Source organism: Empedobacter sp. GD03739, assembly GCF_029843245.1.
Lineage (GTDB): Bacteria > Bacteroidota > Bacteroidia > Flavobacteriales > Weeksellaceae > Empedobacter > Empedobacter falsenii_B.
Map to the genome: position 1 here is coordinate 1 of NZ_JAOCHX010000037.1, position 20920 is coordinate 20920.

Sequence of the window (20920 nt, forward strand, 5' to 3'; positions counted from 1 at the left end):
TACCTTTTCTTACTCTGGAACTTTCGTTAGGATATCCATTCAACTTACACTCATTCCCAGAAATCCATCTAAACTTTTTCTGATCATCCGAAACAATAGCCTGTCTATATAAATTTAGTGATTCTTTTTCGTAAGGCGAATTCAAGACTAAATTACCTTTTTCATCTTCCGAAAGTTCTATTTTATCTAAAACTGTGTAATCTGTTTCATCTATTTTTTTTACTGCAATTGGAAATCCATTCGCGGTAAAAACTTGATAAAAACTTGTTTTCGTTTGATCATTCAATTTACTTTTCAAATCATTTGACAAATCATCACTTTCGATTGCAATTTTTTCGATTCTTGCCAAATCTTCAAAAGAATTTTCAATCTGTTTCTTTGTCAAATAAGCATAATTTAATGCGTATCCTATTTCGTCTTGACTTTCGTCTGTTAATGGAATCTTCACTTTATCCGAATCTTCATGACAATACAAATCAAAACCTCCTTCTATGGCTTGAACCAATGAAATTTCTCCTTCATTTTCTAAAACCGATGAACTTAAAAGTGTAGAATCTCCTTTTTTCAATCCTAAAAAATTATTTAACGAATGAAACGTTTCATTTACAAATCGAGGATCAAAATTCGATACATAAACATTATCTTCTCTCGAATAATGAAAATTAACTTTTTCTTCTTTTGAATCGATCTTTTTCATCAAATCAAAAATATCATTTTGCCATTGAAAGGTATTTTTATCCTGAAATTCACTTAAAATCTCTGGAATGTTTTTATTGTTAAAATCTAACTTCATAATAATTACTTTTGTGTGTTTTTAATTTACTGATAATCAAATTAAATCAATAATTTTACCAAAAAACTCGATTAAAATGTTTTTTCAACTTTTGTTGACAAAAAGTTGAAAAAAGCAGTTTCAAAAATTGGTAATTTTATAAAATTTAATGGATAATTATTTATCTTAGCAAGATGAATCACAAAACAGATTTTTCGAATTTAAGATTTAAACGAAATCTAAATTCTAATCCATCACATATAGAGTCATTTGAATTAGATAGTTTACAAGTCAAAAGTGATTACAATTACGATGATGTAAAAAATCTGAAACAGATTAACTTTTTACCCGGAGTTGCCCCATATTTACGCGGTCCTTATACGACAATGTATGTTCGTCAACCTTGGACAATTCGCCAATATGCAGGTTTTTCTACTGCAGAAGAATCGAATGCTTTTTATAAAAGAAATTTAGCTGCTGGTCAGAAAGGGCTTTCTGTTGCCTTTGATTTGGCTACTCACCGCGGTTACGACTCAGATCATGAACGTGTTGTAGGAGATGTAGGTAAAGCTGGCGTTGCGATAGATTCTGTAGAAGATATGAAGATTTTGTTCAATGAAATTCCATTGGATAAAATTTCGGTTTCGATGACAATGAACGGAGCTGTTCTTCCTATTTTAGCTTTTTACATTGTAGCTGCAGAAGAGCAAGGTGTTTCGCAAGATCAACTTTCTGGTACAATTCAGAATGATATTTTGAAAGAGTTCATGGTGCGTAATACATACATTTATCCGCCAACTCCTTCAATGAAAATTATTGCAGATATTTTCGAATATACTTCTCAAAAAATTCCTCGCTTCAATTCGATTTCTATTTCGGGTTATCACATGCAAGAAGCTGGAGCTACGCCTGTTTTGGAAATGGCTTATACCCTTGCAGATGGTTACGAATATGTAAAAACTGGTTTGGAAGCAGGATTGAAAGTTGATGATTTTGCTCCTCGTTTATCATTTTTCTGGGCGATTGGAATGAATTTCCCTCAAGAAATTGCAAAAATGAGAGCTGCTCGTATGTTATGGGCAAAATTGATGCAAGAATTTGAGCCTCAAAATAAAAAATCATTAATGTTGAGAACGCACTGTCAGACTTCTGGTTGGAGTTTAACAGAGCAAGAACCTTATAACAATATTGGTCGTACAGCGATAGAAGCGTTAGCTGCTGCTTTAGGAGGAACGCAGTCTTTGCATACCAATGCGTTGGACGAAGCAATTGCTTTGCCAACAGATTTCTCGGCTCGTATTGCACGTAATACACAAATCATTTTACAAGAGGAAACTCAAATTTGTAGAACGGCTGATCCTTTTGGAGGAAGCTTTATGATTGAATCTTTGACAAATGAAATGGCAAATCAAGCGTGGGAATATATTCAAGAAGTTCGTGAATTAGGTGGAATGACGCAAGCCATAGAAGCTGGAATTCCAAAAATGCGTATTGAAGAAGCTGCTGCAAAAAAACAAGCCAAAATTGACTCTGGTGAAGTCGCAATTGTTGGTGTAAATGCTTACCGCTCGAAATTAGAACAACAAGAGTTCGAAATTTTAGAAGTTGACAACACTGCTGTTCGTCAAAAACAAATTGATCGATTAAATCAAATTAAAGCGGAGCGTAACAGCGAAGCTGTAAAAGATATTTTAGCACAATTAACAAAAGCTGCTGAAACAGGCGAAGGAAATTTATTAGAATTATCTATCGAAGCGGCTCGTCGTCGTGTTACTTTAGGTGAAATTTCTGATGCATTAGAAGCTGTTTTTGGTCGTCATAAAGCAATTACAAGAGGAATTCAAGGAGTTTATGCTATGGAAGCAGGTAAAATGAATAAATTTGAGGAAGCTCGTAATTTAGCTGACGAGTTTGCCGAAGAAGATGGACGCCGTCCTCGTATTATGGTAGCTAAAATGGGACAAGATGGTCACGATCGTGGTGCGAAAGTCGTTGCAACCTCTTTTGCGGATATGGGATTTGATGTGGATATTTCTCCATTGTTCCAGACGCCAGCAGAAGTTGCGAAACAAGCTGTAGAGAATGATGTTCATATTTTAGGAATTTCTTCTTTGGCTGCAGGACACAAAACGTTGGTTCCGGAAGTTGTAAAACAATTGAAAGAATTAGGTAGAGACGATGTTTATATCGTAGTCGGAGGTGTTATTCCGCGTCAAGATTATGATTATCTTTATCAAAATGGTGCAGATGCAATCTTTGGTCCAGGGACAAACTTGGCGGAATGTGCCTGCGAAATTTTAGAGAATTTATTGAAATCTTATAAATAAATCTATTTTAGTATGAGTATTCCTGTCTATTGACAGGAATATTTTTATATTTATACCACACAAACCTTAAAGCGAAATGAATAAAACTCTTCGAAATATTATCTTAATCATCTGTACAATTTTTATTATATGGTTTATTGGATACTTTCTGATTGGAGATTTTATCAGTTTAGAATTCGCGAATCATGATTTTGCGAAACTATTTCCAAAGCTTTTAACATTTGCTGCGGCAGTTAGTATTTATGTACTTTTTCTACTTTCTATCAAAAAGAAAGACGGATGGAGTTTTATGAATGTGATGAAATTTATCTTTGGAATTATCTTCGGATTTCTTCCACTTCTAACCTTCGAATATTATAGTATTGGAAGTTGTACAAATTGGAAAATTGATAAAAAAATTCAAAAAACGCTTTATAAATCCAATTCTTCTGATTCAGAAAAAATTGTTTTAATCGAAACATTTTGTCCTGAATCTAACCTAAAAACAACTCAGGTAAAGCGAATTGTAGAAATTACACCTCTTTTTATCACAACTTCTGAAATTGATCTAAATAAAATTTCGGATAAAAGTTGGAAAAAACTTTAATCAAAATTAAACTTTGCTCAAAATTTGATGTCTAACAGATGAAGAAACCAATTCATCTCATGACAAAATATATTCTATCATTTCTTTTTAGTTTGATTACAATTTTTTCTTTTGCACAAGAAAAAGTCACAATTACAGGAAAAGTAACGGATGTGCTTAATTTTCCTTTAACTGATTCTGAAGTTATTTTAGGCAACAAAGCCGATTCTGCACAAATTTCTACTACATCTACAAATGATGATGGTACGTTCAAAATTGAAGTTAATCTACAAGATAAACCTGTTTATTTAATCATTGATGATCCTTTAGAAGGCGTTTTCAAACAAAGTTTCGAATCCATCAAAAACAATATTGATCTTGGAACAATTATCATTAATCCGATGATTTATGATTTAGATGAGGTTGTGGTAACAAATGTGGAACCTATTGTTGTAAAACAAGATACAATCGAGTATAATGCTGATTCTTACAAAGTAAAACCGAATGCAAATTTGGAAGCTTTGTTGAGAGAATTACCAGGTTTTGAGATGGATGACAGCGGAAATATTACGGTAAATGGAAAAGATGTTAATGAGATTTTGATTGATGGTGAACCATTTTTTGGAACGGATGGAAAAGTTGCGTTAGAAAATTTACCTGCAGATATTATCAAAAAAATTCAGGTTTCGGATTATAAAACGAAAAATGAAAAATTCTCTGGGGAACGTTCGAAATCGGATAAGTCTTCGCTAAATATTACCTTGAAAGAAGATAAAAAGAAAGGTTATATGCTGAAAGCAACAGCGGGTTATGGAACGGATAATCATTACGAAGGCAATTTGATGGCGAACTATTTTAAAGATAAAAAGAAAATTAGTTTGATTGGTTCTTCGACAGATATTGCAGCTTCTGGAATGACAAGCGGTGAAGGTTCGCGTGGTCGTGGTGGAATGGGAAGAAGAGGTTCTGATGGTGTAATAACAAATACTTCAATTGGATTGAATTATAACGATCAATTAACTGATAATTTGAAAATTGGAGCTGATTATCGTTTGAATCATTCCTTTACGAAAAACGATCAATATCAACATGTAGAAAACTTTTCTCCAAAAAATATTTATACTTCTGATGCGAATTCTAAAACTAAAAGTGAAACGTATGGTCATAATTTTGGAACAAATTTAGAATGGACGAAAAACAATACAAAAATTTATTTTTATCCATCGTTTAGTAATTCTTCGTCTACAAATTCATCAATTTCGGATAGTAAAACATATTCAGATTTGGGTGATTTGAGAAATCAAATGAATCAAACTTCAAATGGAAAATCAAGCTCGAATACATTTAATACATTATTATCACTTAATCAAAAATTCAAAAATAAATCTTATTTAGACTTTAATTCAAGTATTTCGATTGGTAAAACAGATCGAAATTCGTTCATCAATTCGACAACTTTATATACAAATGATTCTATTGCGGATATTTATAGAAACATCAATGAGAAAAATATTTCGAAAAATAATCAATACAATTTTGATGTAAAATATACGTATCCAATTACAGATTCTTTGAAAATCGCCGTTGGTTCTGCTTATAATTTAACTGATTCTGAAACCAATAATAGAACGTGGAATTATAATGATGTAACGGGAGAATATGACAATTTGAACAATGATTTGACGCGTTTTTATTCAACCAAATTGAATGAATTTAATCCGTATGCTCAATTATTATTGAACAAAAATAAAATTTCGGCAACAGTTCGTTTTGGTGCAAACATCTACAATCAACAAAATTTTGGAACGTTTAAAGCAGATGATTACAGCTCAACTCAAAACAAAACTTTACCAGATATTTCGGGAAATATTCGTTATCAAAACGGAAACAACTCACTTTCCTTAATGTATAATTATCAGACAAGTTTGGCTTCGACATCACAAGTTTTACCAATTTTAGACGAAACTGATCCGTTAGATGTTTTCAAAGGTAATCCAGATCTTGATCCCAATAAAGCACATCGAATCAATTTGATGTTTAGCAATTTTGATCGTAAAACTCGTCAAGGATTTAATGCTAACTTAGGTTATACGTACAACGAATCAAATATTGTTAATTACACCGAAATGGATTATTCGATTTATAAACGAACAACAACATACGAAAATGTAAAAGGAAATTATCGTCTAAATGGTAACTTTTTCTTTAATAAACAATATCAAAAAGGTATCAATAAATTTAGGGTAAATGTAGGAATGTCGGCGAGTTATGCTTTAACGCAAGGCTTTAGAGATGCGGTAAAATACGAGCAATATAATACAACTTTATCACCTACATTGAGATTAAATTGGGATTATGGTGATTATTTGACAATTTCACCTTCTTATCGTTTGAACTTTACAAATTCTAAATATGTCAATTACTCAATTGATAATCAAAATAATATTACGCACAATTTCGGAATTAAAACTATTTCTACTTTTCCTAAAAATTTGACTTGGACAAATGATTTCAGTTACAATTATAACTCGAGAATGGCAGCAGGTTTCAAGCGTGATTTCTTTTTGTGGAATACAAGTTTGATGTATCGTTTCTTCGATGATAAATTGGAAGCTGGTGTTAAAGTTTACGATTTATTGAATCAAAATAACAGTTATACGCGTACAATTACAGCAGAATCAACAATCGATCAACGCAATAATATTCTGACTCGTTTTGTGATGTTCTCGTTAACATTCAACTTAAATCAGTTTGGTGGAAAATCTACAAAAGGTGAAGATGGAGACCGACCAAGAGAAAGCGGTGGAATGCGAAGAATGTAAATGCAGTAGTAAAATAACAAAAAAACGGCTCAAAATTGAGCCGTTTTTTTGTTAATCATCTTTATCAACTCCTGTTTTTTTGTTGATATTTTCTTGTATTTTTTGATAATATTCATTCTCAGTTTTATCAAATTCTGATATCGAAATTACTCTTCCTTTCGTTGGTTTTGGTTTGTCATGTTGAATTTATTTCAACATCACATATTGTTTATGATGAGAATGAAACGAATTCAGATTGATATTACGAATAATTTATTCTAAAATATATTTCAATTTATAGCCAAACATTCCACGATCTTTGATCATGTCTGCAACACCTTCTGGACATTCATTTTCCCAATCTTGCTCAGCATTTGCAATTTTTTCTAAAATTCGACGCGAATAAGAATCTAAATAACTTCTGTTGTAATTCAAAATATCTTGAATTCTTCCATTATACAAGAAATATTTGTACAATTCGTGCACGCTATCACTTACTTGTAGATTTTTCGACGTCAACAAAATATCTTTTTCTTTGTCTAAATATGGATACAAATAAACTTTTACATTTTTCTTGAATAATTTTCCGAAAGCTTCCATAATTCCGCCAGGTAAATCGGCATAATATTGCTCATTGAAAATTTCGACCAAATTATTAACACCCATCGCTAAACCAACTTTGGTTTGATTTCGAGTAAATTTCGAGAAATAATCAACTAATTTATAATATTCAGAAAAGTTAGAAATGATAACATTGTAACCTAAACTACCAATAATATCAGCGCGATCTAAAAAATCTCGTTCATTCAATTCGCCTTCAAAACCAGAAGCAATCAAGTTAGAAAGCGTAATCTCAAATAAAATTTCGGTATTATCTGTTCTAACATCATCTTCTTGTTTGAAAATTTCTAAACCACCTTTGAACATATCCATATTTACATTCATAAAAGGACGGAAAGAGCCACGAACAGCGAAGATATTTTTTTTGTATAATAAATCGGCAGGTAAAATATTTTTTCCTTGTGGATTGAAAACCGCAACATCCGTCATTCCGTTTTTAACCAACTGAAGTGACATCAATCGATTATCAACATATTTGAATTGTGGTCCACGGAAATTAATCATGTCAATTTCTAATTGATCTTTATCCAACGTATCGTATAAAGATTTTATTAATTTTCGGGGATTATCGTAGTAATAATAAGCGCCATAAATCAAATTAACACCCAAAACACCTAAAGTTTCTTGTTGCAATTGAGCCGTATTTTCTTTGAATTTTACATGAAAAATAATCTCGTTTGCTTTTTCATCTTCTGCATTTAACTTGAAACGTAAACCTATCCAACCTTGACCTTCATTTTTCTTTGAATAATCAATTGTTGTTACCGTATTTGCGTAGGTGAAAAATGCTTTTTCTTTGTAGTGATCGTGGACTAGACGCTCTTTCATCAATTCCATCTCATGATCCAACATTTTTTTAAGGCGAGCTTGTGTCACATAACGACGATTTTCTTCTACACCATATATAGAATCGGACATTTCTTTGTCATAAGCACTCATCGCTTTTGCAACAGTACCCGAAGCAGCACCTGCGCGATAAAAAAAACGAACGGTTTCTTGACCTGCTCCAATTTCTGCAAAAGAACCGTATATTTTCGGATTCAAATTGATCTCTAAAGCTTTTTGTTTAGGAGTAAGAACTTGTTCTAATGCCATATTTTAATTTCAAATAGTTTGTGGTAAATTTACCAAATCATTATGGCTAAATCAAATATAAAAATACATTTTTTAGGAACAGGGACTTCACAAGGAATTCCGATTATTGGTAGCGATCATCCGGTATGTTTGTCAACAAATCAAAAAGATAAACGTTTGCGTTCTTCTTTGTTGTTAGAAAAGGATGGAAAGATTATTACGATAGATAGTGGACCAGATTTTAGACAACAAATGTTGCGTTATAATGCGCAAAGGTTAGATGGAATATTATATACACATGAGCATAATGACCATGTTTTAGGATTGGATGATATTCGCCCGCTTGTTTTTAAATCTGGAGAGGATATGAATGTCTATGGTTTGAAACGCGTGTTGGATGAATTACATAATCGTTTTCCATATATGTTTGCTGAACATAAATATCCTGGAGTACCAACGGTAATAGAGAATGTTATAGAAGATGAAAAATTTTCGGTTGCTGGATTTACGATTGAACCAATTAAAGTTCTACACGGACCCTTGCCTATTTTGGGATATTTAATTGATGATAAAATTGCTTATTTGACGGATGTAAAAACGATTCCAACAGAATCTCTTGAAAAATTACGAGGAGTAGAAGTTTTAATCATTAGTGCGCTGCGAGTAGAACAAGAACATTTTTCGCATATATTATTAGATGAAGCAATACGATACTCGGATTTAATAGGCGCAAAGCAGACATATTTTACACATATTTCGCATCATTTGGGATTTCATGATGAAGTAGAGGAAAAATTACCAAAAGGTAAACATTTGGCTTACGATACGTTAGAAATAATTCTGTAAAAAGTTTAAAAAATAGTTGGAAAAATAAATAAACTAACATTATATTTGCAGTCCATAAAGGCTCGGATGGCGGAATTGGTAGACGCGCACGACTCAAACTCGTGTTCCTTTGGAGTGTGGGTTCGATTCCCACTCCGAGTACTATAAAAGGTTGTTAATTATTTGATTTTCAACCTTTTTTGTTATATGGTAAAATAATAAATTACCATATTTATTACCATTGTCATGTGTTTTTCATGTGTCATGAAATAATATGAAACTAATGTAAAGATATAATTTTAAAATTATATTATGCAGGAATTAGTTGTTATCGAGAAAGATGTTCTCGAAAAATTAATTTTCCGAGTTGTTGATAAAGCAATTCAGAATTTGATGGATGCTAATAATAACACAGGTAAATTTAGTGTTGTTGATAGTAGTGATGAAAATGTTTTTGATCCTAATAATCATTATACAACCAAAGAGGTCGCTATATTGTTTAATAAGACGGTAAGGTGTATTTATAACTGGTGTAAAGATGGTACGTTGACAAAACGTAAGTATAAGAGAGAATTGTATTTCATCAAAGAAGAGGTTCATTCATTATTTAATCAAAAATTATAAATAATGGAGATTAATAAGTATTTTAATATTTATATTATGAACCAAGCCGTGATTTGTCTTTACCAATTTAAAATCACTTACAGCAATTATATCTTTTTCTCTTCCTAGACAACAATTCAGCATTAATAAATTTTATAAAAAATTAAGCAGGTTCATCGAACCTGCTTTTTCAGTCATTTGTGTATCTTTTTATTAATCATTTCAATATTTATTGGATTAATTTCATACATTTTTGATAGACTTTCCCATTGATTGAGAGCAAATTTTGTTTGATCAATAACTGTATCAATAAACTTTTGCGGCAATTTTGCATTTAATCCTAATTTTTTTAAATGATCGATTTTGATATTTTTCCCTTCTCCCATAACCATTGTGCTTTGTTCTCCACCAGGACCGTTAGAGAAAGTAAGATCATAAGCTGGTGATAATTTCCATTCACCAAATTCGTCCATTAAAAAAGAAAAATTCTTTCCGTGATCATCTCGGTTGTGAGCCAAAACATTAAAAACAGCTAAACGGAACATTTTTTCAACCTCTCGGATATCTTTAGTTAAAACACTTGTTAATGATAGTAAGTCTTCATAATCATGAGATGGTAATCTAAAATTACTATGAACCAATCCACTAACAGTATGCATGTGAAGTCGTTTATTTTTATCTCTATCAAATCTTTTTATCGCAAAATAACCATTTCCCTTTTGTGATGAAAACAAATGAACTTCAGGCATCTCTATTCCTGCATCTTTAGCCATTAATGCGTAAACGTATTCTATCGCACCAGAATCTTTACTGTCTTGTGAATTCGGAAATTTTACTAACCAATGCTCAAAACCATCTTTTAAATTATTTGTACCATGAGAAATATTTTTTCTATGGGTATCAATACCAATCAATGCTTTAGGTCTTGCGCCAGCAGATGAGCCATTTAGAGCTAAAAGTTCAGAAATGATATCATCTGAATTACCTTCCAAAACTTCTTCAGTTTGTGTGGCTAAAAGATCTAAATTTATAATCTCATCACTGATTTCTGGACTTTGATCTGGTTCATAAATCAATGCTCCCATACCATTAAAACCTACATTTGCTAATCGATCAAGTACTGTGATTTCAGTTGGTGAAATTCCTTCAGATCGAAGCTTACGATCAAAAAGTAATCTTCCCCAACCATCAGGTAAACTATCGTTAAAAACTCCTGCCAAGCCTTCAAATGGATGATTGGGTAATTCTATTACGCCACTTTGTAAAGGAAGTTTTATAGGAGAAATTTCTAAATTACGTTGAAGAAAATCGTCATTATACTGAAAATAAATCGTATTATTTTGAATTGCTAATTTCCCAACTGGTAAAATTTCAGAACCGAAATTCAAACTGACTTTTATATCTTTAATAGCTGTTTTCATTTTTTATGACCTCTTTTTTTTGTTTGAACCTCATTTGATTTTATCACCTCATCAATGGATTTGAAATCGGGTTTGTTTAGTTTTAAAATTTCCACCATTTCTTCCAAACCTCCTACTACAGATAATATTTTTAGGAAAGATTCTAATGAAATTGTACCTTTTTGTTCAAACTTACGGAGCGTAGATAATGGTACGCCAGATCTTTCTGCCAAACCTTCTTGGGTAAGATTCATTTGTACTCTGCGATCTCGTACATTTTGTACCAATTTATTTTGTATCTTAGAAAGAGATATAAATAACATAATAAGAGTAATTATATAAGTTTATTTAAATTAAATAACATTATTGTATTACAAATATACTAATTTATTATAAGTGATTTGGATATATTTATTTTTATGATTAATTATTAAAGTAACATATTATTTGTCAGATAAATGATAATTTACCAAACGTTTATTCTACTTTTACCTGACCATTCATCAGCATTGGTAATAACCAATCGCGTAACTGAGCAAGTTCTTGGTTTTGATGTAGATTAATTTCTAATCTTACAAAAAGTGATGAAACTTTTTTTTCGAATTTTTCGATTATCTCCTGTTTAGAAATTAGTACAGGTGTAAACTTAATATCATTAGTTACAATTGCGTTAAAAATGGAACCACTAGATTTAGCATGTAAATAGCCAATCATACTAAGAGTAGTATAATATAAAAATATATGTTCATTAGTTTTGGATTGTAAAGCATAACATGATTGGTTCATCGCCATCTTAAAAGAATTAATCATTACCTTACCAACTGATCCTCTCGCAGTAAGAAATATTGTTCCTTCATCAAAAAACTTAGTACTACTATTTTTTAAGCCAGATTCTGTAATATATTCTAATGTTTTAATGCAGAAAATTGAATTGTTCGCATCACTTGGTGTAAAGAATGGAATAGTACCATTCCAAAAACTTTTTTCATTTTTACTTGGAGTTCCACCTCCAATTAAATTTGCAAATTCAAGAATATTTTTCACCTCCCAACCTTCAGGGATTTCTCTTTTCAAAGTTTCGTTGTATACCATCGTGCCACCACTTGATTTGTATGGCTTCCCGTTGGCATTTGGAAATTCAAATTGTACGAACCAATAATCATAGATCGTTTTTGCCATCTGTTCTAAATTATCATTTAGTTTATAATTTGGTCGATTGATAGAGCTGGTAAGCTGTTTGAATAGATTCATAAGATTTAATAATAAAAATTATGAAAGAATTAGTCAAACACAATATTTTGGAGAATATGAAATCTGAGCTTAATTTTCAGCAAATGATTCTTCTTGAGAAGGTTATTAATAATAATTTTCAAGGTTTATTGATTGAGAAAGAAAATGTTAAGGTTAAAACTGTTGAAGAAAATAATGAAGAATTAGTCCATTATTTTATTTCATCGAAGAAAGTTGAAGGTTGTTCTGAAAAGTCGTTAAAATATTATTTAGCAACAATAGAATCTTTATTAAAAAAGATTAATAAAAAGATAATTGATATTTCGACAAACGATCTTCGCTTTTATTTATCAGAATATCAAGCTAAAAATAAATCGAGCCAAGTGACGATTGATAATATTAGGAGAATTTTTTCCAGTTTTTTTTCTTGGTTAGAAGATGAAGATTATATTCTGAAATCGCCTGTGCGAAGAATAAATAAAATTAGAACTGCAAAGACAGTGAAAGAAACTTTGTCTGATGAAGAAATAGAAATTTTACGTGACAATTGTAGCTCAATAAGAGATTTATCAATCATAGAATTGCTTTATTCTACTGGAATTCGTGTTGGTGAATTGGTTAAAATTAATCGAGAAGACATCAATTTTAATGAACGTTCTTGTATAGTAACTGGAAAAGGTAATAAGGAAAGGGAAGTCTATTTTGATGCGCGCACCAAATTACATTTGATAGAATATCTAAAATTGAGAAAAGATAACAACATCGCATTATTGGTGTCGTTGAATAAAACATATAAAAGATTATCGATTGCTGGTATCGAAAATATTGTGCGGAAATTGGGCGAAAAATGTAATATAAGAAAAGTGCATCCGCATAAATTTAGAAGAACTTTAGCTACAGTAGCAATTGATAAAGGAATGCCTATAGAGCAAGTTCAGAAATTATTGGGTCATGTAAAAATTGATACAACTATGAATTATGCGCAAGTACAGCAAACTAATGTGAAAATATCTCACCGAAAATATATAAGTTAAATGAAAAAAGAGATCCTTAAAAATTTATGCACTATATACAATGGTTCTACACCTTCAACATCTAATCAAGAATACTATGGAGGAGATATAATATGGATTACTCCTAAAGATTTATCTATACAAAATAAAAAATATATACTAAAAGGAGAAAGAAATATTACAAAAGAAGGATTGAAACAAGTAAAGTCAAACTTACTTCCCAGAGGAACTGTTTTATTATCAAGCCGTGCACCAATTGGTCTTTTGTCGATTGCAAAACAAGAATTAGTAACTAATCAAGGATTTAAGAACTTAGTTGTAAATGAAGAAATTTTAAATAATGAATTTCTTTATTACTATTTAAAAACCAAAATTATAGATTTGGAAAATCTTGGGACTGGTACAACTTTTAAAGAAATTTCAAAAGCTGCATTGGAAAATTTTTTAGTGATTTTTCCTAATTTATCAATCCAAAAGAAAATTGCCGATATCCTTACGGCTATCGACAATAAAATATCTTTAAATAATCAACTAAATGATAATTTACCAAACGTTTATTCTACTTTTACCTGACCATTCATCAGCATTGGTAATAACCAATCGCGTAACTGAGCAAGTTCTTGGTTTTGGTTTGAATTTAAAATTATTCTATCAATATTTGACTTCGCAACTTTATAGTATTCATTAAGAACATTTACATTAGGAATTAAAAAAGGAGATTCATCAACAATTTCTTTATTAATATGGGGCTGCTGTGCACCTGTTCTTAACTTCATCAGTCTATCAATGTCATTAAATACAGAAAAAAATATGTAAGAATTATTGAATAATTCATTTTCTTCTATACCCGCAATTGATTGATTAATACAAGCATCTATACCTAAAACATTTACTCTTAAGTGTCTTGTAATCGACAATAGTACACTGCCTTTTTTTAAGAATTTTGTAGATGAATTCTTTATTGCCTCTTCTGTGATATTTTGTTCAGTTGATATTAAAGGAAAATTTGCAACTTCACCTGAATTCATCCAAGGAATATTTCCATTCCAAAACTTTTCATTTTTAGTAGATGGTGTACCTCCTAAATGAGTTTTAAGAACTTTCCCTAACTTCTTCACCTCCCAATCTTCAGGGATTTCTCTTTTCAAAATTTCGTTGTATACCATCGTGCCACCACTTGATTTGTAAGGCTTCCCGTCGGCATTTGGAAATTCAAATTGTACGAACCAATAATCATAGATCGTTTTTGCCATCTGTTCTAAATTATCATTTAGTTGATTATTTAGGTCAATTTTATCATCCAAAGCCGATAATACTGCTGCTATTTTTTGTTGGGAAGGAAGATCAAAAGATGGAACTAAATAATCTTCAATCTGCTTTTTACTGATATGCGGTACAGAAGAACCTGTTTGCGTTAAAAATACATACTTTTCAAACAAAGGATTATTAACGAGATAATAGATAAAAACCTGATCATTTCCTTTTTTTGCTCTTATACATGCGACACGTTGAGCCAATAAGAGAGGCAGATCATTGGAACGAATACGAGCCTTATTTTTACCAACCTTCGATCCATCCATCCCGATAACTACATCATCTTCATATAATAAATAATTTTCACTATCTTCAAATGATTCATTCCAACATTTAGTTGTATCCCAACGTAATTTTCCTTCAGTCACATTTTCTCCGCGAACAGTTCTAATACCATGATCGGAATATCTTTGTCCTTTAAAAGGAAAACCTGTGTAGACTTCTGTTATTGAGGATAATTTAACTTTATTCATACTTCAACCCTTTTAATTGCTTCTGAATTTCTTGGTCTAAAGCGTTTCCTTCTGTAAAAAGAGCTTGTAAACGAGTTTCGAAATCGTTCATTTTTTGTTGGAATTCTTCGGGTGTTATGTCTACATATTCTATCTTCACCTCAAAATATTGTCCCGCAGAAAACGAATAGTTTTTAGCTTCAATTTCAGTTTTATTCACAACAACAGACAAATCTTCAATCGCTTCTTTTTTATTGAAGGTTTCTACGATTTTTGCTTCTTCTTCTGGTGTTAGCACTGTACGTTGATTTTTACCTTCTTTGATGGTTTCGCCTAATTTTGACGCATCCATCAAGATAATGTGTTCGTTATCTGCTTTTTTATCCAGAAATAAAACCGAAACATTAGTACCAGTGCTGGCAAATATATTACTTGGCATAGATATAACACCACGTAACCAACCATTGGTAATTAGTCGTTCACGAATTTTCTTTTCAATACCCGATTGTGCGGTAATAAAACCAGTTGGTACTACAATTGCTGCTTGACCATCATCAGACAAACTGTGCATAATATGTTGAATAAACAGCAAGTAAATCGCCATTGATTCCTTCTTTGATTTTGGAATATTAGGAATACCTGCAAAGAATCGTTTTTTGAAAGCATCTTTTTCTAAATCTTCTCTAAAATCAGAAAAATCTAATTTGAAAGGAGGGTTAGAAACAATATAATTGAACTTTGTATCTAAATATGTTGGCTGTGCAATTGTATTAGTTTTGATAATGTTTGGAATAGAATGTGTTAAATTATTCAATACCAAATTCAGACGTAACATATTGCTGGATTTCTGAGAGATATCCTCTGAATAAATGGTGCAGTTTTTCTCTCCAATTTGATGCGCCAAACTCATCAGTAAAGTTCCCGATCCCGCACTTGGATCATAACATTTTACACCTTTTACTGGTTCTGGAACGAGAATTTGTGCCATAATACGAGCCACAGCATGCGGAGTATAATATTCGGCATATTTTCCGCCAGAATCGGTGTTATAATCTTTGATTAAATATTCGAAAATTGTAGCAAAGAAATCATATTTCTGTTCGAACATTTTCTCGAAAGAAAACTCAAATAATTTATTGATTAAAGCTTTTGCAAAAGCATCACGCTGAGAGGAATCTGAGATAAATTGTGTTAATTCGTCAAATAAGGTGTCTTTGGCTCCAGAAAAAGATTTTACAGAGAATACATCTGCATTTTCTATGGAGATTTGACGTAATGTATCGTCAAATGTTTTGGCGAAATCGTCGCTGTTTTGTATCACAAATAAATGCGAAATTAGATGTTCTGGTTTTAATCGAGGAATATTTGGATCTAAACTGTCAATTAAATCTGAATAATCGTCCTCACTAAAATCCTTTAATACAGTGGAAAAATTTTCAGCATCAGCCAACTCTGGCTTTTCCTGTTTTACAGCATATCGAAATTTATCATTCAAGAATTTGTACAAAAATACTTGGGTGATAATCTTAAATTCGTTTCCATCATTTCCCAATCCGTAATTGGCGCATACACTTTTTAGATTATCAATTAAATCTTTTGTATGCGTGATGAACTTTATATCGTGTGTCATTTGTTATCGTTGTTGATATTGTTGTAAATATTCATTCGCAATTAATCTGCTAATATTATTTTTGGTAGTTTGATCCATTTCAATCTTTTCATTCTTTTTAAACTCTTGAACTACCATTTGTAAGAGATACCGATTAAAAAATGCCTCATTGTGTAGCAAATCTTCTTGTGTACTAATGGTATCATCTACTTGTTGTTTTACTTTCATTAGAGCACGATGCAACTGTATTTCTTTAGCGTTTAGCGTTCCTTTTTCAGTTAAACGTTTGTGGATGCGGGCATATTTTTCGTCGTTATCATATTTTGCTTTCAATAGAGCATTTTTACGATTGAGTTCTTTTGCTTCGTTATAGATTTTTTCTAACAAATGTTTATTAGCAATCATCTCTTCTTGTGATATCTCGTTAAGGTTTTTTTTATTGAAAAGACGTTTTAGTTCTTCGTGCAAAGATACAAATTCGGGATCTTTAGAATCAAAATTTATAAAAAGAGACTCACGAGCTTTACGCAAAATATCTTTGAATTCGTCTGCCAACACCAATTCGCTTTCATCAACTTTTACAAATTGAAAAATGATATCTTCTAATGCTATATTGAGGATATTTCTATTTTCTGATTCATTTCCAATGTTTTCTAAAGTATTCAGATTATCTAATCGACTCTGAGATTCAATTAACAATCGATTTAATAAATTAAAATCGGTTATCTCTGCTAAAGCTTCATAATTATTTAATGCAATAAGATTTTTTAATTCTTTGGCAGTGCGTAATGCTTTGACTAATTTTAATAATTCCTGTTTATCGCTAATTTGAGCAATTTGTTGTGAAAATAATTCTCTGTTTTTGGTGTCATATTGAAAGAGAATTTCTTGTATCTCATCTATCTCTTGTTTGATCTCTTCTTCTGATTTGAACAAATGAGAATACATCTCCATTTCATCACCCAATTGCTCTTGTAATTCATCGAAATATAATTTATTGGTACGATCAAAAGCTTTAGAAATGTCAGCAAAATCAACCACATATCCGTAACGATAATCTTTGTACGGACGATTGACTCTGGTAAGTGTTTGCAATAAGTTATGATCCTGAATAACACGAGCCAAATATAGTTTCTTCAAGCGTTTTGCATCAAAACCTGTCAGTAACATATTGTACACAAATAACACATCTACATGACCTTTTTTATAAGCTTTGATGAGATCTTTGCGTATTGTTTTGTCGTTTTCATCGTGTAAAATTAAAGCTGCCGTCAATTTTGGCGTTTCGGTATTACCATATTTTTCCGTTGGTTCTGCTGCCATCAAAATACTCGCATCAATTTCTTGTTTACCGTATTTTTCTTCAAACAAACGGAACAATTCTTTGGCTTGATCGGCGGAATCACAAACCACCATTCCACCTAAACTATGATCACGTTGAACTTTTTTAAACTGAATTAAATCATTAGCGATATACTCTAAAAGTGGTGCTGCAAACTTCGGATGTTTGTAAATCTCTTTGGTAGAAATATCGCCTTTTAGGAGTTTAATTTCATCCATTACAGACTTCATCTGCATCTTAAACTGTCCTTCAATTTGCTCACGAATCAAACGCAACGTATAGCCATCGGCGATGGACATATTGTAGTAATACTTATGAATATAATTTCCAAATAATAATTTGGAATCATAATCTTTAGCGACTTCTTTCAACAAAGGCGTTCCCGTTAAAGCAATTTTGATAGCGTTTCTATCTGAATTAATCAGATTCGCTAAATAATTACCTTTCGGATTGTAGGAACGGTGCGCTTCATCTAAGAAATACACTCGTTGAATATTGATGTCGTACTCTAAATTTTGAATAACTGTCGCATCTTCCGAAAATTTCTGAATATTAACCACCGTAATTTCAGGAACACCGCTATCATTGTGGATAGCTCCAACAGTTTGTAAATCTTTGGTGAATTCCGATTTAGAATTAACCGTGTTTACCTTTAATCCACGATTCGCAAATTCACTCGAAGCCTGAATTAGTAAATCGATACGATCTACAATAAAATAGAACTTCGGAATGATTTGTTTCTTCGCAAAATAATGCGTCAAATGTTTTACATTGTAATACGCCAACGCTGTTTTACCAGAACCTTGGGTATGCCAAATGATTCCTTTGTTTTGTCCTGCTTCTAACTTTGCAACAATGGCTTTTGTAGCAAAAATCTGTGGATAACGCATGATGTGTTTTTGGTAAGATATTTTACCTGTATTTTCATCTTCATCCTCCACATACGTAATTGAAAATTGAAGTATAAAAGCCAAACGTTCTTTGCTAAATAAAGAAGTTAGAATTCGGTTTGTTGGTGTGTTTTCGCCTTTGTTGGTAATAAACTCTGGACTATGTTTGATGACGCTTAGATTGTTATCTTTCAGAATTTTATTTTCCTGTTCATCAGAGAGTGCAATTAACCTTTGTTGAACTGGATAATCCAAATCTTCTCTAAAGTAATTGAACGAAACACTTCCATAGTTTGTAGTGCCATAATAAGCTCCGAAAATAGGTTCTACAATTCCGTCTTCATATTCCATATTATTAGAAAATACCAACAATTGAGAGATGTTTACAAATCGACGGAAATGTTTATTTTTAAATCGTGTTTCAATTCTATTTCGTTCCGCAATAACCCCTTCTTTGTTATGAGGTTTTTTTACCTCAATAAAAGACAAAGGCATTCCGTTAATTAAAACCGCAATATCTGGGCGGAACTCTTCATCACCAGCTTTGTATGTTAACTCTGTGGTGATATGAAAATCATTGTTGTTGAAGTTTGTGAAGTCTATTAATTTAATTCCTGAAGTTGCAGTTAAACGTTCGTAGAATTTCTTCCCAAGATCTTCGTAATCCAACTCTAAGTTAATTTCATCTAAAACTCGTTTCGCTTCTTCTTCAGTAATTTCGTTAATCGTTGCAATTTTCGGAATGAAAATATCTGGAAATATATTATTCTCTTCTAATCGATCTTGTTTGTTTTGTGGTATATATTGATAGCCTAATCGCATCAAGTGCAAAAGGGCAGGAATTTTCACTCGTGAATCTTCGTTGAATTTCATTCGTTAGTCTTAATAGTAATTGTAAATATACCAAAAAGAAGTACTCGAAAATTACCATACCACAAAAGTGTTCGACTTTAAAATTTCAATACGTGATATATAGATCTTAATACTATACTGAAAACCAGCTCGTAAGACTGTTATAAGTGGGCTTAAATTTTCATTTAAGAAATAGAGATAGTTATCAATCAATTATTTATATAAAGAAATTTAATAAAATTTAAAAAACCAGAAAAGAATAGATGTTATGTAACATTTAAGCGTTTTTTTACAGGAAGAAAAGTGGGAATTATTCCACCTAATCTATCTACGCCTTTACCTATGTAATTTCTGTTGGCGTAATCAGAAATCATTTCCTCGACGTATATAATTGTTCTTTGACATCCAGAAGAATCGGTGAAAATTTCATCTGAAATATAAAAATGATTATATAATAATTCTTCTATCTTTTTTCTAATCTCTCCAATAGATAGATTACCGCGCTTAAGACCTAGATGTAAATGAAAATGATTGACATTTTTTTCTTCTTTTTCAATTACATAATAAAGATCCATGCCAAGTTTTTTAAAAATAGTTCTGGCGATGAAATCGTTGTAATCGTAATCATAATTACCAAATTTAGCGACGTCGTCAGATTTTATATTAATTGATATGTTTGTATTGTAGGGATTCTGTATTTCTCTTTTTACTTCGGAATTATTTTTTTCAGAAATAGGTTTTGATACTGTTTTTTTCGGAGCTCTTTTCCTTTGAAATTTTTCAAGAAAATTTAAATCTATTAAATATTCATCCAAATTTTTTTTATTTATTATCCTCTTAACAGCAATATCGTTCTTAATAAATAATTCTTTTACTCTTCTTCTTAATTGTCTTAAACCAAGATCAAGGAGTTTATTTTCGATTATATATTTTATGTTTTTAAAATTTTTCATAATTAATAGTAGCACTTGTTATATGGGCATAATGCGCCCAAAGCCTATATATATGTACCAACCAAAAAATAAAAAGTCAAGTTTTGATTAAAATAAAAAGAGAAATAATTTATAATAAATTGATTTTCAGTGAAATATTTTTAAAAAAAATATTCTGTAAATGATATTATGATGAGGTAATGATGCTTATGTCCCATTAAAATAAAGTTGGATTTGCTAGTTAAAATATTGAAAAAGATCTTTTTTCGGAACAAAAAAAATAAAAAAAATTAAGGAA

Annotated in this window: 16 protein-coding genes and 1 tRNA gene; 8 read left to right on the plus strand and 9 right to left on the minus strand. The window is 31.2% G+C overall.

The window, feature by feature from the left end:
• A partial coding sequence (locus tag N5E64_RS11795) for a hypothetical protein (RefSeq protein WP_280037690.1) occupies window positions 1-793 on the minus strand: 793 nt, incomplete at its 3' end.
• Window positions 794-966: 173 nt separating this feature from the next.
• Here N5E64_RS11795 and scpA point away from each other — a divergent pair.
• From scpA to N5E64_RS11810, 3 genes are all read left to right on the plus strand, one after another.
• The gene (scpA, locus tag N5E64_RS11800; protein WP_125350662.1) at window positions 967-3099 is read left to right on the plus strand and encodes a methylmalonyl-CoA mutase; all 2133 of its coding nucleotides are present in this window, start codon (window positions 967-969) and stop codon (window positions 3097-3099) included.
• A gap of 76 nt (window positions 3100-3175) precedes the next feature.
• The gene (locus tag N5E64_RS11805; protein ID WP_038334805.1) at window positions 3176-3685 is read left to right on the plus strand and encodes a hypothetical protein; all 510 of its coding nucleotides are present in this window, start codon (window positions 3176-3178) and stop codon (window positions 3683-3685) included.
• Window positions 3686-3744: 59 nt separating this feature from the next.
• The gene (locus N5E64_RS11810; protein ID WP_280037691.1) at window positions 3745-6486 is read left to right on the plus strand and encodes an outer membrane beta-barrel protein; all 2742 of its coding nucleotides are present in this window, start codon (window positions 3745-3747) and stop codon (window positions 6484-6486) included.
• Between the two features lie 252 nt (window positions 6487-6738).
• Here the strand turns inward: N5E64_RS11810 and N5E64_RS11815 are convergent, their stop codons facing one another.
• Entirely contained in the window at window positions 6739-8181 is a 1443-nt protein-coding gene (locus tag N5E64_RS11815; RefSeq protein WP_125350665.1) for a TonB-dependent receptor, read from the minus strand.
• 42 nt (window positions 8182-8223) lie between these two features.
• On the opposite strand from N5E64_RS11815, the gene N5E64_RS11820 reads away from it, so the two are divergent.
• From N5E64_RS11820 to N5E64_RS11830, 3 genes are all read left to right on the plus strand, one after another.
• The gene (locus tag N5E64_RS11820) at window positions 8224-9006 is read left to right on the plus strand and encodes an MBL fold metallo-hydrolase (RefSeq protein ID WP_219034245.1); all 783 of its coding nucleotides are present in this window, start codon (window positions 8224-8226) and stop codon (window positions 9004-9006) included.
• A 60-nt stretch (window positions 9007-9066) separates the two neighbouring features.
• A tRNA-Leu gene (locus tag N5E64_RS11825) sits at window positions 9067-9147 on the plus strand.
• A 150-nt stretch (window positions 9148-9297) separates the two neighbouring features.
• A complete protein-coding gene (locus tag N5E64_RS11830) occupies window positions 9298-9609 on the plus strand; it encodes a helix-turn-helix domain-containing protein (protein WP_280037692.1) in 312 nt (103 codons plus the stop codon).
• Between the two features lie 173 nt (window positions 9610-9782).
• Here N5E64_RS11830 and N5E64_RS11835 read toward each other — a convergent pair whose 3' ends face one another.
• The 3 genes from N5E64_RS11835 to N5E64_RS11845 all read right to left on the minus strand — a co-directional run bounded on the left by N5E64_RS11835 (window position 9783) and on the right by N5E64_RS11845 (window position 12239).
• Complete coding sequence (locus tag N5E64_RS11835) at window positions 9783-11009, minus strand: type II toxin-antitoxin system HipA family toxin (RefSeq protein ID WP_280037693.1); 1227 nt, start codon at window positions 11007-11009, stop codon at window positions 9783-9785.
• Window positions 11006-11311: a helix-turn-helix transcriptional regulator gene (locus N5E64_RS11840; protein ID WP_280037694.1), complete on the minus strand. Its 306-nt coding sequence runs from the start codon at window positions 11309-11311 to the stop codon at window positions 11006-11008. Before N5E64_RS11840 ends, N5E64_RS11835 begins: the two co-directional genes overlap by 4 nt.
• A 154-nt stretch (window positions 11312-11465) precedes the next feature.
• Complete coding sequence (locus N5E64_RS11845; RefSeq protein ID WP_280037695.1) at window positions 11466-12239, minus strand: restriction endonuclease subunit S; 774 nt, start codon at window positions 12237-12239, stop codon at window positions 11466-11468.
• 20 nt (window positions 12240-12259) lie between these two features.
• Here N5E64_RS11845 and xerA point away from each other — a divergent pair, with 20 nt between their 5' ends.
• A complete protein-coding gene (xerA, locus tag N5E64_RS11850; RefSeq protein WP_280037696.1) occupies window positions 12260-13252 on the plus strand; it encodes a site-specific tyrosine recombinase/integron integrase in 993 nt (330 codons plus the stop codon).
• The gene (locus N5E64_RS11855) at window positions 13253-13804 is read left to right on the plus strand and encodes a restriction endonuclease subunit S (RefSeq protein WP_280037697.1); all 552 of its coding nucleotides are present in this window, start codon (window positions 13253-13255) and stop codon (window positions 13802-13804) included.
• On the opposite strand, the gene N5E64_RS11860 is transcribed toward N5E64_RS11855, so the two are convergent.
• The 4 genes from N5E64_RS11860 to N5E64_RS11875 all read right to left on the minus strand — a co-directional run bounded on the left by N5E64_RS11860 (window position 13786) and on the right by N5E64_RS11875 (window position 20643).
• Entirely contained in the window at window positions 13786-15018 is a 1233-nt protein-coding gene (locus N5E64_RS11860) for a restriction endonuclease subunit S (RefSeq protein WP_280037698.1), read from the minus strand. The genes N5E64_RS11855 and N5E64_RS11860 overlap by 19 nt on opposite strands.
• The gene (locus N5E64_RS11865) at window positions 15011-16627 is read right to left on the minus strand and encodes a class I SAM-dependent DNA methyltransferase (RefSeq protein ID WP_280037699.1); all 1617 of its coding nucleotides are present in this window, start codon (window positions 16625-16627) and stop codon (window positions 15011-15013) included. The genes N5E64_RS11860 and N5E64_RS11865 overlap by 8 nt, the downstream gene beginning before the upstream one ends.
• 3 nt (window positions 16628-16630) lie before the next feature.
• Complete coding sequence (locus tag N5E64_RS11870; RefSeq protein WP_280037700.1) at window positions 16631-19711, minus strand: type I restriction endonuclease subunit R; 3081 nt, start codon at window positions 19709-19711, stop codon at window positions 16631-16633.
• A gap of 245 nt (window positions 19712-19956) precedes the next feature.
• The gene (locus N5E64_RS11875) at window positions 19957-20643 is read right to left on the minus strand and encodes a hypothetical protein (protein ID WP_280037701.1); all 687 of its coding nucleotides are present in this window, start codon (window positions 20641-20643) and stop codon (window positions 19957-19959) included.
• Between the last annotated feature and the right edge of the window lie 277 nt (window positions 20644-20920).